The following is a 13,887-nucleotide window of genomic DNA, read 5'->3' as shown; positions in this document are numbered from 1 at the left end:
GTTTTTCGTGAGCAACCCTAAGATTTTACAGATAATTCAAGATTCACCATGGCTTGAAGCCCATGCAGATGATATCCAAGAGAGGTATGAAAGATACCAAGCCACAATTAGATTTATTAACCATGATTATGGTAACCTATTGGAGTTTGCGAGGGCTCATGAACACTATGGTATCCATTTTGACTACTTTAGGAAAGGGTGGGTATATCGTGAATGGGCCCCAAAAGCAAATAATCTATTTTTGATGGGTGATTTCAATCATTGGAATCGGTATAGCCATCCATTGAAAAAAGGGCCCAGAGGTGATTGGGAAATATTTTTACCTTATGATGAATATAAGAATTCATTTGTCCATCAAAGTAAGGTCAAGGTACACATCGAAGGTGAAAATGGAGCCTTGGACAGGATACCTGCTTATATCCGGAGAGTGATTCAGGATGAAGCCACGCATGATTTTACGGGGCAACTTTGGTTCCCGGAGGAGCAATTTTTATGGACTGACCTGGGTTTTGACCCTACGGAAAATCTCAAGCAACCCCTAATCTATGAATGCCATGTTGGGATGGCTCAAGAAAAACTGGGAGTGGGTACCTACATGGAATTCGCTGAAAACATACTTCCCAGAATCAAATCTGCAGGATATAATACTATCCAGTTGATGGCAATCATGGAGCATCCCTATTATGGATCATTTGGTTATCACGTTTCCAATTACTTCTGTCCGACTTCAAGGTTCGGAACTCCGGAAGAATTGAAGTTTTTAATCAACAAAGCCCATGAAATGGGAATTTCTGTTGTGATGGACCTTGTTCACTCACATGCTGTCAAAAATGTGTTTGAAGGTTTGAACGAGTTTGATGGTTCGGACCACCAATACTTTCATCCCGGTCCGAGGGGATACCATGAAGGTTGGGACTCCAAACTGTTTGATTATGGCAAATTGGAAGTCAAGCATTTCTTACTATCCAATGTGCGCTATTGGCTTGAGGAATTTCACTTTGATGGCTTTAGATGGGATGGGGCAACCTCCATTATCTACCTTCACCATGGAAACATTTCATTTGATAATTTGGAAAAATACTTCGACGCAGGTGTGGATGTGGATGCGGTGATTTACCTGCAATTGGCCAATCAGTTGATCCATGCATTTTCCCAAAATGCCATTTCCATAGCTGAAGAGGTTACCGGTATGCCGGGTCTCTGCCGGAAAATCGAGGATGGCGGAATTGGGTTTGACTACCGGTTGGCAATGGGAATTCCAGATTTTTGGATCAAAACACTGAAACATCAACCTGATGAGCATTGGGATCTTTTCAACATGTGGCACGAGTTGACCAATAGACCAGCAACTGAAAAAACAATTGCCTACGCAGAATCCCACGATCAGGCATTGGTTGGTGACAAATCCATTGCTTTTTGGCTGATGGACAAAGAGATGTATTCCAGCATGTCAAAGCTTCAGTCAAGTCTTGTCGTGGACAGGGGAGTAGCATTGCACAAAATGATCCGGATGATTACCATTTCACTTGGTGGGGAAGCTTATCTTAACTTTATTGGCAATGAATTTGGTCATCCCGAATGGATAGATTTTCCCAGAAAAGGCAATGATTGGAGCTATCAATATGCCCGAAGGCAATGGTCCTTGGTGGATACAGATCACCTCCGCTACCGCGATTTGTTTGATTGGGATAAAGCCATGATCAAATTGGTCACTGATCATCAGGTACTAGCTTCTCCTCCTGCAAACCAATTACATCTTGATCCTGACAAAAAAATCCTCGTTTTTGAAAGGGCTGGGTTGATTTTTGCGTTTTGCTTCCATGTTTCCGAATCCTATTTTGGCTTTGAATTCAAGGTTCCTGAGAAAGGAAAGTACAAAATCATCCTGAACTCCGACGACAAAAAATTTGGTGGATTTTCAAGAATAGATGGAAATCCTATTTATTCTACGGATAAGAAGCAGCAACTCCAGATTTATCTTCCAAACCGTACTTGTTTGGTTTTCAAAAAACAATAAAGGGGCACAGAGCCCCTTTATTTTTATAAGCAATGACAGTAGGTATCAACTAAACTTCAAGAAAAGCCTTACTCTCCGTATGAGCAGAAAGGTATTCCGGGCCATTGTCAAGATTATCAACGAACTAAAACCGCGTTTGTTAAATTAAAAATATTAATAGGTAATATAAATCTTTGAGTGATCAAATAAGAGGGATGTTGTTCCTCGGATTTAATTTGGTTTCCTTTTTCAATATATATGGCTTTAATCCTCAAAATGACCGATTGGAAAGGGACCCTTTTTTAAGGACCTATGGGGTGCACTTTCAAAAAGACTTTCCTAAGTGTTAAGTTTAATTTTCATAATCCTCATTCCAATCCAACCTCCCAGTAAAAAAAACATCGCTGAAGTAAAAAGAGGTATTGTCCATACCTGTTCTTGATCCATATTGAATGTCATCAACAATACCCCAAAGGAAATTGTGATAGCACAAACTGCATATCCCATTTCATCATAAAACCATGCGTATGGAAATAAATGAGCACCTGTTATGATTGCATAGGTCATGATGAAGTAGTTAGGATATTTAATCAAAATGAAAATCAAAAATGGAAAATAAATTAATTGGGCAAAGTTTAACCAAAGTCCAAGTGGTTGAAGTGGGTTGTTGTTTACATTCCAATTTGTCTTTATGATTTTGGATAATCCAAAAGCAAGTGGCAGCAAAAAAGCACCTACCATGAAAGTCAATATACTTCTGAAGTAGGAGGAGTAATCCAAAGTCCAAATAAATGAAATTGCAAGCCATAATGTACCCGCTGATATAATGAAATCAATTCCCTTTTTTGTCTGCAACTGAATTTCAAATTTTAACTCTGATAAACTCTTTTGTTCCATTGCTTTTAAATTTTGGTTAACTTTTTTGAGTGGGCTTCAAATGCTTGGTGACAAATTATGGTAATGAACTCAATTCAAAAAGGTATCCAATTCAGAATAAAACCACTCCGGTTCGTCATAAAATACAAAGTGGTAAGCGCTTTCGGCTATCAATAGCTTATATTCAGGAATGGTTTTCAATTGGTCATCCATATTTTTTTCAACAGATTCTTTTGTAGAACCATATGGTTCATACGCCGCCCAAGAACCAAAAACTAAGACAGGAACTTTGATTTTATCCATTAATGGCCTGATGTCCGTGGTGTACATCTCACCATAAGCTTGCCCTATGACGGCAGGATTGCTATTTATTCCCATTTCGACCACCTTAGGACGCTTTGCTTCAGTCGCAATCATGGATGCGATCATCATTTCCTGGTTGGCCTTTGCGGCCTCGGGAGACATTTTTGACATGGCTGTGGTCATTTGGGAAGATACTGCTTTGGCTGTCTCTGCGGTGATTCCGGGCATTACCAATACAGGAAAATAAGGCACACCGTCCACTGACACGATTTTGCCAAAAACATCCGGTGCCTCAGCTGCAGCCCAAAGCCCCAAAAAGCCACCCATGCTGTGTCCAATAAGGGTTGGTTTATTCAGTTTGCTTTCCCTAACATAAGCAATCAATTCATTTTTGACTTCTTCCAGATAATGATTCGCTTCACCTTTTTCTCCATTTCCAAATCCTTTGATCCTGACCAAATGGAGCTCATTTTTGGTTTTGTATTTTTCGACAAACTCATCCCAAACTTCAGGTGCACAGGCCATTCCGTGGATCAAAATTATGGGCTTTCCTTTTCCGACAACTGTGGTGGAAATCAATTCTTGGTTGGCAAAAACAGTTGACATTTGGAAGATGGCCAATATAAAGGCCACTAACATCCATTTGATTTTGTTGGTTTTCATAGTTTTTTGTTTTTGTTTGTCCAAAATTGGAGGTTGAAAACCAACTGAGAAAAATCATTTGACCAAGAGAGATTACTTCCTGACCATCTGTTTGAATTGGGTCAATTTTTGGAAAAGAGCGTTTTTAGGTTGTAAATAATCCAGGAATAGAGAATTATTTTGCTTTATCCTTCATATTATCCCTTTGGTCAAGTAATTCTTATTTTTGGTCAATACCAATATTTTAAAAATAGGAGTATGGTTAATTTAGCCTCGAAACATAAGCAGGGTTTTGATTGGTCTGATGCTACCAGGATACGGATCGGATGAAAAAGGCTTCTGTATGGCAAAAAGTGTTTCTAATCAAATTTTAAAATGGTAAATCTCGGAAATTGGACCTATGGTGTTCTATCAAAAATAGGCCGGTATAAAGTCCATCATATCCTGTTTTGGATGTTGTATTATGTGTTTTGGCTATTTTCATACAAGAGTATGTATAAGGACTTCAGCCTGCTTATGAAGGTAACCTCGGTGTATCTGTTTTCGCATGCGACTCTTTATTATACCTCCCAATACTTCCTCAATCCCAAATTACTGAAGAAAGACCGTTCATTTCTATTTCTGATTTCATTTTTGGGTCTTTGTGTATTGCTGTCGTTATTGATGTATGGTGCGATAGCATTGATTATGAGTAATTCTCCAGATGACCTTTTTCAAGCTTCTTTTTTCCAAATCATATCTGTTTTTTTCTTCTCCAATTTCTTTGCCGCAGGAATCATGTTGGCGATAAAGGGATATTTTGATACCCGAAAAATGCATCGGAAAAACGAATTGCTTGAGAAAGAAAGGCTTGAAAGCGAATTGCAGTTTCTGAAATCCCAAGTCAATCCCCATTTCCTTTTCAATGCCATCAACAGTGTCTATGTTTTGATCCGGATCAATCCCGAATTGGCATCTGATACTTTGATCAAACTTTCCAATTTGCTTCGTTCCCAACTTTATGATTTTTCGGCCGAAAAGATTGAAATACAGCAGGAAATCGAGTATCTCAAAAATTATATTGAACTGGAAAAAATTCGCAAAGGAGAACGCCTCGAACTGACGTTTGAAGAAGGGGATAATCTTGAAGACTTTTCAATTGCCCCGTTGATATTGATTCCGTTTCTTGAAAATTGCTTCAAACATCTGTCCACCCATACCGATCGACCCAATATAGTCAAGGTTAAAATTTGGTTGGAGGATGGTTTTCTTTTGGCTTATTTTTACAACACTACCGAACCCAAAGAAAAAAATCATGCAAGAAATACAGGGGGAATAGGACTTGTAAATATCAAAAGGAGACTTGAACTGCTCTATCCAAAATCCCATTGGATTGAAACCAAAGCGGAAAATGACAATTACGAAGTCAAGTTGAAAATCAGAATTAAGTAATATGAAAATCCGGACAATCATTGTAGAGGACGAGCCGTTGGCAAGGGAAGGACTGAAAAGCTATGTCAGGGAAATTGATTCCTTGGAGCTTTGTGCTACCTGCGAAAATGCCCTTGAAGCCAATGAGGTGCTCAAAATTGAAAAGCCGGATCTGATGTTTTTGGATATCCAAATGCCCAAAATTACAGGAATTGACTTTCTCAAATCTCTCCAAACGCCACCGATGGTGATCCTGACCACTGCTTATCCCAATTACGCACTTCAGGGATTTGAATTGGATGTAGTGGATTATTTGGTTAAACCTTATCCCTTTGACAGGTTTTTGAAGGCTGTAAACAAAGCCAAGGATTTATTTCAGCTGAGACAAAACCCTAAAGAAAACCCGATTCAAAAAGAAGCGATTTTTGTCAAAGTGGATAATATCCTGAAAAGGGTCTTGCTCCAGGATATCATTTACATAGAAGGAATGGAGAATTATGTCGCGATCCACACCAAGGAAGGTCGGCTGATTACTCTTATGACTATGAAAAGCATGGAGGAAAACCTTCCTACTGACAGGTTCCTGAGGATTCACAAGACCTACATTATTTCCAAAAACCACGTCAAGGGAATAGAAGGCAATGAAATAGACATGGGAAAAACAAAAGTTCCCATGTCCAGAAATAGAAGAAATGAAATCATCGATGAACTGATCGGGCGTTGATTTCTGGTAATTTTACGCTCAAAATCACTTGAGAATCCCAGAATAGATCAGACCTGCTTCCACTCCCCGGATTTCAGCCAAACCTTTCAACCTTCCGATTGCCGTATAACCTGGGTTGACAATCGGTTTTTTGATATCGTCCAACATCTGATGACCATGGTCAGGACGCATCGGAATGGATATGTGACGTTTTTGCTGGACTTTCAGAATTTGATGGATCACTGCTTCCATGGGTACATCACCGGTCAAGTGGTCATCTTCATAGAAGTTGCCATCGACGTCCCTTCTTGTGCTTCTGAGGTGGAAAAAATGGATATGGTCACCAAACTCTTCAACCATTGTGGGAAGGTCGTTGTCCGCTCTGACACCGTAAGATCCTGTGCAGAAAGTAAATCCATTATTTGGGCTGTTATTATCCGTAATGAGCCTTTTCATATCCTTTGCGGTACTCATCACTCTTGGTAATCCAAAAACATCAAAAGGAGGGTCATCGGGATGTATGGCCATTTTGACCCCGTTTTTCTCAGCAATCGGAAGTATGGCATCCAAAAAAAGTTGCAGGTTTCTCTCCAACTCTGCATGTCCGATTCCTTGGTAAGAGTCCAAAGCGGCCTGAAACTGCTCCATGGTATAACCTTCTTCCGATCCTGGAAGACCTTTGAGGATATTGTCATTCACCCTTTTAAGAGTTTCTTCAGAAGCGTTTTCAAAAAACTCTTTGGCTCTTTGGATTTCCTGTGGAGTATATTCCTTTTCGGCACCTTTTCTTTTCAACATAAACAAATCGAAGGCCACGACTTCCTTTTTCTCAAACCGAAGCGCCTTTGCACCATTGGGCAGTGTCCAAGCCAATTCAGTCCTGGTCCAATCCAAAATCGGCATAAAATTGTAGCAGACGATATGGATGCCTTCTGAAGCTAGGTTTTCTAAGGTGGCTTTGTAATTTTCAATATTTCGCAGGAAATCCCCTGAGCGCGTTTTGATGTTTTCATGGACGGGAACAGATTCCACCACAGACCATTTCAAGCCTGCTGATTCGATGGTATTTTTTCGTGTCCTGATTTCCTCTTTGGTCCAAATTTCTCCGTTTGGGATATGGTGAAGGGCAGAAACTATTCCTGTTGCACCTGCCTGACGGATATCTGCCAAGCTTACCGGATCTTTGGGACCATACCAACGCATGGTTTGCTCCATTTTATAAGCCATAGTATTTTGTTATAAGGGTTGTAATTGTTGTAGTGGTTGGAAATGTTGTAGTTGTTTTAGTGGTTATAATGGTTGGAAATGTTGTAGTTGTTGTAATTGTTGTCTGCTTCGCGTTGCCAGGAGGCTTGGTACTTGGTACTTAATACTTTGATCAATCAAGATTAATCTTTATCTCAAATCTCTTGAGTCTTTTGTCTTATGTCTTGCGTCATTTTACACCCCCGAATAAGCACTGAAACCACCGTCGACTGCGACTATGGTTCCGGTCACGAACTTTGAAGCATCAGAACAAAGCCACTGAAGTGTTCCCAATAGGTCCTCGGGTTTTCCGAATCGGGCCATTGGAGTGTGGTTGATTATCTGATTTCCTCTTTGGGTAAGGCTACCGTCTGTTTCGGTAAGCAATGACCTGTTTTGCTCAGTCAGAAAAAATCCGGGAGCGATGGCATTGACCCGGAAGTCAGGTCCATATTTGGTATTGAGCTCTACGGCCATCCATTTGGTCAGGTTATCGATAGCAGCTTTGGCAGAAGCATAGCCCAATACGCGGGTCATCGGTCTGCTTGCCGCCATGGAGGAGATGTTGATGATATTTCCTTTGCCATTTGGTAGCATCAACGGAATGAAGTGCTTGATGGGGATAAAAGTCCCTTGATAATTCAAATCCATCACATTTTTTACAGCCTCAACGGACAATTCACCTATCGTCTGATCCGGCCTGACCACAGCACCGGGCAAGTTTCCTCCGGCAAGGTTGATAAGAATATCAACGGTTCCATACCTCGACTGAATCTGTCTTGCTGCAGCTTCAACTTGAGGTTCTTTGGTCACATCCGCTAAAAACCCGTCTGCTTTCCCGTTTCTAGACCTGATTTCGCTGACCAATTTTTCAACTTTTGATGCTGTCCTGCCAATTATCAGCACGTTGGCTCCTTCTTTGGCAAGGTGAAAAGCCATCGCTTCGCCTAAAACTCCGGTGGCACCGGTAATGATTATTTTTTTATCTGTGATATCAAACATGCTTTTTTGGGTTAATTGCCAAAATCGAAGAATTCGTTGGCATTGTTATAACAGATGTCGCTGATGATCTTTCCAATCCACTGCTCATCATTCGGTAATTCTCCATTTTCGATATCCCTTCCGAATAAATTGCATAAAATCCTTCGGAAATATTCGTGCCGCGGAAAGGAAAGAAAACTTCTGGAATCTGTAAGCATCCCGACAAAACAGGATATCAAGCCAATATTGGACAGAGAATTGATCTGCTTTTCCATGCCGTCTTTTTGATCCAAAAACCACCAAGCCGACCCAAACTGAATTTTTCCTTTGACACTTCCATCGTTGAAATTGCCTGCCATGGTTGCGATTACTTCATTGTCTGAGGGATTGAGATTATAGATGACGGTCTTTGCCAATTGGTCTGATTTATCCAACTCATTCAGAAATCCTGATAGGGCAGAAGCCTGACTGAAATCCCCGATGGAATCAAATCCGGTGTCAGGTCCCAATTTGGTAAGACTTCTGGTGTTGTTGTTTCTCAAAGCACCCAAATGGAACTGTTGTACCCAACCTTTGGCATGGTACATTTTTCCCAATTCTATCAATGTCCGGTATTTGAAGAAGGAGATTTCTTCTTTGCTGAGAACCTGTGCCGAAATTGCTTTCTTGAATATGGTGTCCAAATCAAGCTTTGAATCCGGTTCAAAGTACAGGCTTTCTAATCCGTGATCAGATAATCGTCCGCCTACCTCATGAAAAAACTCTATCCTGTTTTGAAGTGCTGCCAAAAGATCATCATAGGAATTGATGGAAATAGAAGAGGCTGCAGATAGCATTTCGATATAGCTGTGATAAGTCAAGGGATTTTCAACCGCAAAAGCTTTATCAGGCCGGAAAGCCGGTTTCATTTTTAAACCTGTACCTTGTTTGACAAAATTCTGATGATGGATCAGGATGTCGGTAGGATCGTCCGTAGTGCAGACCACCTTCACATTCATTTTTGACAGCAATCCTTGGGTACTGAATTCGGAAGATTGAAGTTGACTGTTGCACAGGTCATATATATCCCTTGCATTGTTATGATTCAGTGTATCATGTATTCCAAAATACCGCATCAGTTCCAAATGGGTCCAATGGTATAGCGGGTTTCGCATGGTATAGGGAACGGCATAGGCCCATTTTTCAAATTTTTCCCAATCACTTGCCTTTCCTGTGATGTATTCTTCGGAAATACCCAAAGCCCGCATTGCCCTCCATTTATAATGATCTCCCGCCAGCCAAACGGAGGTGATGTTTTCGAAAATTTTATTCTCTGCTATTTGATCCGGGGCCAAATGGTTGTGGTAATCAATGATTGGTTGATTGGCTGCATATTCATGGTATAGAATCTTTGCATACTTATTTTCCAGCAAAAAATCTTCTGTTATAAATGATGGGCTTATTTTTGAAATTGACGCAGGCATAGGTTTCAATGATTACAAAGATAAGGTCAATTTAAAATATTAAAGAGAATTCCGGATAACCATTCTTCAAATTTTGATGCAAACGATTTCGGGTCAAAGGATCAATTTTAACAGCAACATCATGGAATTGTGGTTTATTTGGTAAATCGACAAAAGGATGGTTAATTTTAAATTGAATTACTGTTCTCAAAGAAAAAATGGCAGAAGTCAACATCAAATATCTCGCTGAAAAACTGAAACTCTCCCCGTCTACGGTCTCCAGAGCGCTCAATGACAGCTATGAAATCAGCCAACCGACCAAAGAAAGAGTCATTGCAATGGCCAAAGAGCTCAATTACCAGCCAAACCCATTTGCAAGAAGTCTAAGGGAACAGAAGAGTAAAACCATTGCAGTCATCATCCCGGAAAGGATCAATAATTTTTTTAGTCAGGTGATAGATGGTATCGAAGAAATCACCCAAGAATATGGCTACCATCTTTTGGTCTACAGTACCCATGAAAATGTGGAAACGGAAAGAAAAATAGTCTCTTACCTGTTAAATGGAAGGGTCGATGCGATCGTGATGTCTGTTTCCAGTCAGACAAAGAAAATAGACCATTTGGAGACAGTTTATTCAAAAGGAGTGCCTCTGATATTTTTTGACCGGATCTGTCAGGAAATTCCGACGACAAAATTTATCAGCAACGATTATGAGAATGGGTTTAAAGCTACTTTCCACCTCATTGAAAAGGGTTGCAAAAAGATTTTCTTTTTGATGTTGTCAAAAGAAATATCAATAGGGAGAGAAAGGTTGCGTGGATATCAGGATGCGCTCAAAAAACATGGTTTGCCCTATGAAGAAAATTGGATTGTCCAATGCAGTCAATCCGAGGAGGCCAATATCAAACTGATAGCCAAGATTCTATACGGCTTGGACAGACCGGACGGAATTTTGGCTTCTGTGGAAAAATTGGCCATTGCGACTTACCATGCAGCTCGCGAAACAAGACTTGAAATGCCAAAGGATTTTAAAATGGTAAGTTTTTCCAATATGAAAATTGCAGGTTTATTAAAACCGTCTTTGACCACCATTTCCCAGCCTGCCTTTGAGATTGGATCCGAAATGGCCAAGCTACTCATGAAAAAACTTACCAAACCCAATCAACCTGCCTTTGAAAACAAGGTTATCCAAATGCCTTCACAAATAGATTTCAGGGAATCTTCAAACTGAAAAAGACAATAAAAAACCCTATCAGAATTTTCCGATAGGGCAGTTTAATAGGTTAATTTAGAGAAATCAGACTTTCAATTTTGGTTCCCAGCCTTTTTCATATTGCCTAGACCAAAGCTCCATTCCTTTTTTATTTTTGATGTGACCGTTTGTAGGATCACATTCAAAGTTTTCCCCGATTCGGTGGGAGATATTTGCCAAATGACAAAGCAATGTACTGACCGCACCTTCATCGATGGTTGAGTTTTGTTTTTCTTTCCCCCTGATGGCTTCAAAGAAATTCATAATGTGAACAGTTGACATATCGCCTCCGCCGCCAAGATTGGTGCTTCCTTCGACATTTCCTGTTTTGACTTCTTTGATTAGCTTGCCATTGCGGTCAAAGAGCCTGTACAATTCCCTGTTTACAAATACAGAACCCTCAGAACCATAGATGATTGTTCCTCTGTCAGAACCATAAGTGGCGTAGTTGTTTCTGCTTTTTCCATCCCAAAGGATGGTCTTGTCGCCCTCAAATTTGAAAGTAGCAAGCATGGTATCATACATCGTCCAACCGTCATTGACAAAATGGTATTTGCCTGAATCTACGGTCACATGCTTGGGGTATTCCACCTGAAGTGCCCATCGTGCCACGTCCAACTCATGGGTGGCATTGTTTCCTGTTTCGGCTGTCCCATAATCCCAACCATACCAATGCCAGTTATAATCCCAAGTATTGTGGGTATAATTTCTCCTTGGTGCCGGTCCCTGGAAAAGATCCCAATCCAATCCTTCAGGTGGATTGGCTGCAGTCTGCAAGAGAACTTCTCCCCGGCCATTGATATAAAAAGCGGTAGCTCTAAAAGCTTTACCAATGATACCATTATGAATCTGATTGATGATTTCAATGGTATGGTCGGAGGACCTCTGTTGGTTACCCATTTGGACTACCTTGTTGTATTTGTTTTTATAAGCAATCAGCAATTCACCTTCCCAAGGATTGTGGCTGCAGGGTTTTTCCACATAGACATGTTTTCCTGCTTCCAACGCCAACCAAGTCCCCGGCGCATGCCAATGGTCAGGGGTAGCATTAATAAGTACATCTATTTCCTTGTCTTCAATAACTTTTACGATGCTGTTTTCAAGCTTGGGTATATAATCGATGTGCTTGGAAAAACTTGCAGCAGCATTGTCTCTTTGGGATTTCATGACATCGCAAAGCGTAACTAGGCGGACATTGCTTTTCGGTAATGCAATCGGTTCATAAAAAGCACCTAGTCTCCTTCCCAAGCCTGCTATGGCGACATTGAGACGGTCATTGGCACCGATGATATTCCCGTAGCTTTTGGCTGAAAATCCCAAAGCTCCCAAATAGGAAACCCCTGCAGTGGCCAAAGCTGCTTTTTTGATGAATTCCCTTCGGTTGTTTTTATTGTTGTCCATGGTTATTGGGTTAATTACTTCAGTTCTTTGATTTTTATGTTTTTGAAATGTACTTCATTGCCGTGATCCTGCAGCAGGATATGGCCTTCTGGTGCTTCGCCAAAATTTTCCCAGATTTTATACTTACTGATGGCAACCAGTTTTTTGTATTCCTCCGAACCCCTGACATATTCTACCACTTTGACCCCGTTGAGGTAATGTTCTACTTTGTTGTCAGGATACACCACCACGCGGCCCTTGTTCCATTCTCCGGGACCTTTTACAAAACGTGGCTGCTTGTCAGCCTTGATCAGATCGTAGAGAGAAGCCAAAGTCCTGTTGCCTTCGATTCCCATTTTGGCATCAGGATGGTTCTCGTCATCCAAAATCTGGTATTCCAATCCAATCGCCGAACCTGAGGTCTGTTCATTGAGTGTGACAAAATATTTCAAGCCACTATTAGCTCCTTCTGTAAATTTAAAATCAAAAGCCAGGTCAAATGCACTGTATTTGTCTGTTGTGACAATGTCTCCGAAATTGCTGGATTCACCGCCATCGGCACTTTCGACCATGAGGATGCCGTCTTTGATATGCCATCCTTTTTCGGGAAATGTCTCTTTATTGGCACTTTTCCAGCCTTCAGCATTCTGTCCGTTGAAAAGCAATTTCCATCCTTTTGATTTTTCCAATTCAGTCAATTCATTCAGGCCTGTATTGACCACAAAAATATCTCCGGTAAATGGAGTAGGGGTCAGCTTCTCGGTTTGTACCCTTACATTTCTGAAATAGGTTTTATTGCCTTCATCTTCGGGCTTGTTGATACTGTGAACCTGCAGTCCTATAAATCCCTTCGCATCCATGTCATCGACCACATAGGCTACCTCTTGGCCATTGACCCATGTTTTTATTTCCTTTCCTATCGCCTCGATCCGGTAGGAATTCCATTCTCCCATTTTAAAAGCTGACTGTGCCGCCGGATTCAAGTCTAAAGGATACAGCCAACCCCTTCTTGCCTCATCATACAATCCGCCTGACCAAGCCCTTTCTGTAGGATCTGCCTCGATTTGATACCCAAAGACTAAACCTTGCCCATCTTTGCCTGCGGGATCATATTGCCCTCTTGCCATGACACCGGAATTGCTTGAAAGGTCCTCGATTTTGAGATCCAATTCCAATATAAAATCACCAAATTCCTGCTCTGTGACCAAAAAAGTGTTGGGCGTATTCGCTTTTGCATATCCTACAACTTCTCCATTTTCAATTTTGAATTCAGCCTCTCCGCCCAAGATTTTCCATCCTTTAAGATCTTCACCGTTAAATAATTCGGTCCACCCATCCGCAATATTTGTTTCCTTGGGTTGACAGGAAAAAATTGCCATCAAACAAACTAGAGATAGTAATTGAATTGAAATTCTATTCATAAAATTGGGTTTTGTTTCAAATACCAAAGTCCTTAAAAACAAGGTCATTTTCAAGGTTATCAAGTTCTAAATTACGCAATCGATTTCGAGTTGACTATTGTCAAACTTTATTTTAACAAGGTAAAAAATTATAAAAGATAAAATTCCCGGAATTGACGAAAGGGAAATAAGGTGTTTGAGCCAATACTCCCAAGGGAAGAAATGCTCCTCCAAAATCCTACCACATCCTTTTGGG

General features: G+C 40.7%; 11 protein-coding genes. 4 read left to right on the top strand and 7 right to left on the bottom strand.

Features of this window, described 5'->3' with window-relative positions:
• The first annotated feature begins 7 nt into the window (after positions 1-7).
• A complete protein-coding gene (locus NK987_RS17780) occupies positions 8-2,017 on the top strand; it encodes an alpha amylase C-terminal domain-containing protein (RefSeq protein WP_258423654.1) in 2,010 nt (669 codons plus the stop codon).
• Between the two features lie 318 nt (positions 2,018-2,335).
• Here the strand turns inward: NK987_RS17780 and NK987_RS17775 are convergent, their stop codons facing one another.
• Together NK987_RS17775 and NK987_RS17770 are read right to left on the bottom strand one after the other, a co-directional pair.
• Complete coding sequence (locus tag NK987_RS17775; RefSeq protein ID WP_259264957.1) at positions 2,336-2,893, bottom strand: DUF7010 family protein; 558 nt, start codon at positions 2,891-2,893, stop codon at positions 2,336-2,338.
• Between the two features lie 69 nt (positions 2,894-2,962).
• The gene (locus NK987_RS17770; protein ID WP_259264956.1) at positions 2,963-3,838 is read right to left on the bottom strand and encodes an alpha/beta fold hydrolase; all 876 of its coding nucleotides are present in this window, start codon (positions 3,836-3,838) and stop codon (positions 2,963-2,965) included.
• Between the two features lie 354 nt (positions 3,839-4,192).
• Here NK987_RS17770 and NK987_RS17765 point away from each other — a divergent pair, with 354 nt between their 5' ends.
• Both NK987_RS17765 and NK987_RS17760 read left to right on the top strand, forming a co-directional pair.
• Positions 4,193-5,248, top strand: coding sequence for a sensor histidine kinase (locus NK987_RS17765; RefSeq protein ID WP_259264955.1), 1,056 nt, complete (start codon positions 4,193-4,195; stop codon positions 5,246-5,248).
• A 1-nt stretch (position 5,249) separates the two neighbouring features.
• Positions 5,250-5,951 (top strand): LytR/AlgR family response regulator transcription factor, encoded by a 702-nt coding sequence (locus NK987_RS17760; RefSeq protein WP_259264954.1) that lies wholly within the window; start codon positions 5,250-5,252, stop codon positions 5,949-5,951.
• 24 nt (positions 5,952-5,975) lie between these two features.
• On the opposite strand, the gene uxuA is transcribed toward NK987_RS17760, so the two are convergent.
• From uxuA to uxaC, 3 genes are all read right to left on the bottom strand, one after another.
• Positions 5,976-7,157: a mannonate dehydratase gene (gene uxuA, locus NK987_RS17755; protein ID WP_258423650.1), complete on the bottom strand. Its 1,182-nt coding sequence runs from the start codon at positions 7,155-7,157 to the stop codon at positions 5,976-5,978.
• A gap of 213 nt (positions 7,158-7,370) precedes the next feature.
• The gene (locus NK987_RS17750; RefSeq protein WP_258423649.1) at positions 7,371-8,177 is read right to left on the bottom strand and encodes an SDR family oxidoreductase; all 807 of its coding nucleotides are present in this window, start codon (positions 8,175-8,177) and stop codon (positions 7,371-7,373) included.
• 11 nt (positions 8,178-8,188) lie between these two features.
• Positions 8,189-9,619: a glucuronate isomerase gene (uxaC, locus tag NK987_RS17745; RefSeq protein WP_259264953.1), complete on the bottom strand. Its 1,431-nt coding sequence runs from the start codon at positions 9,617-9,619 to the stop codon at positions 8,189-8,191.
• Between the two features lie 197 nt (positions 9,620-9,816).
• On the opposite strand from uxaC, the gene NK987_RS17740 reads away from it, so the two are divergent.
• Positions 9,817-10,830, top strand: a complete 1,014-nt coding sequence (locus NK987_RS17740; protein WP_259264952.1) for a LacI family DNA-binding transcriptional regulator — start codon at positions 9,817-9,819, stop codon at positions 10,828-10,830.
• A gap of 66 nt (positions 10,831-10,896) precedes the next feature.
• Here NK987_RS17740 and NK987_RS17735 read toward each other — a convergent pair whose 3' ends face one another.
• Positions 10,897-12,252, bottom strand: a complete 1,356-nt coding sequence (locus NK987_RS17735) for a Gfo/Idh/MocA family protein (RefSeq protein WP_259264951.1) — start codon at positions 12,250-12,252, stop codon at positions 10,897-10,899.
• A 14-nt stretch (positions 12,253-12,266) separates the two neighbouring features.
• Positions 12,267-13,652: a 3-keto-disaccharide hydrolase gene (locus NK987_RS17730; RefSeq protein ID WP_420841188.1), complete on the bottom strand. Its 1,386-nt coding sequence runs from the start codon at positions 13,650-13,652 to the stop codon at positions 12,267-12,269.
• Positions 13,653-13,887: the final 235 nt, after the last annotated feature.

The sequence above is a fragment of the Aquiflexum gelatinilyticum genome (assembly GCF_024813435.1).
Lineage (GTDB): Bacteria > Bacteroidota > Bacteroidia > Cytophagales > Cyclobacteriaceae > Cognataquiflexum > Cognataquiflexum gelatinilyticum.
The sequence above is the reverse complement of the archived record's forward strand: the minus strand, read 5'-3'. Positions and strand labels throughout refer to the sequence as shown.

Excerpts from the sequence above, each read along its gene's own strand:
- NK987_RS17775 (WP_259264957.1), bottom strand. The coding sequence starts at position 2,893 with ATGGAACAAAAGAGTTTATCAGAGTTAAAATTTGAAATTCAGTTGCAG.
- NK987_RS17770 (WP_259264956.1), bottom strand. The coding sequence starts at position 3,838 with ATGAAAACCAACAAAATCAAATGGATGTTAGTGGCCTTTATATTGGCC.
- NK987_RS17765 (WP_259264955.1), top strand. The coding sequence starts at position 4,193 with ATGGTAAATCTCGGAAATTGGACCTATGGTGTTCTATCAAAAATAGGC.
- NK987_RS17760 (WP_259264954.1), top strand. The coding sequence starts at position 5,250 with ATGAAAATCCGGACAATCATTGTAGAGGACGAGCCGTTGGCAAGGGAA.
- uxuA (WP_258423650.1), bottom strand. The coding sequence starts at position 7,157 with ATGGCTTATAAAATGGAGCAAACCATGCGTTGGTATGGTCCCAAAGAT.
- NK987_RS17750 (WP_258423649.1), bottom strand. The coding sequence starts at position 8,177 with ATGTTTGATATCACAGATAAAAAAATAATCATTACCGGTGCCACCGGA.
- uxaC (WP_259264953.1), bottom strand. The coding sequence starts at position 9,619 with ATGCCTGCGTCAATTTCAAAAATAAGCCCATCATTTATAACAGAAGAT.
- NK987_RS17740 (WP_259264952.1), top strand. The coding sequence starts at position 9,817 with ATGGCAGAAGTCAACATCAAATATCTCGCTGAAAAACTGAAACTCTCC.
- NK987_RS17735 (WP_259264951.1), bottom strand. The coding sequence starts at position 12,252 with ATGGACAACAATAAAAACAACCGAAGGGAATTCATCAAAAAAGCAGCT.
- NK987_RS17730 (WP_420841188.1), bottom strand. The coding sequence starts at position 13,652 with ATGAATAGAATTTCAATTCAATTACTATCTCTAGTTTGTTTGATGGCA.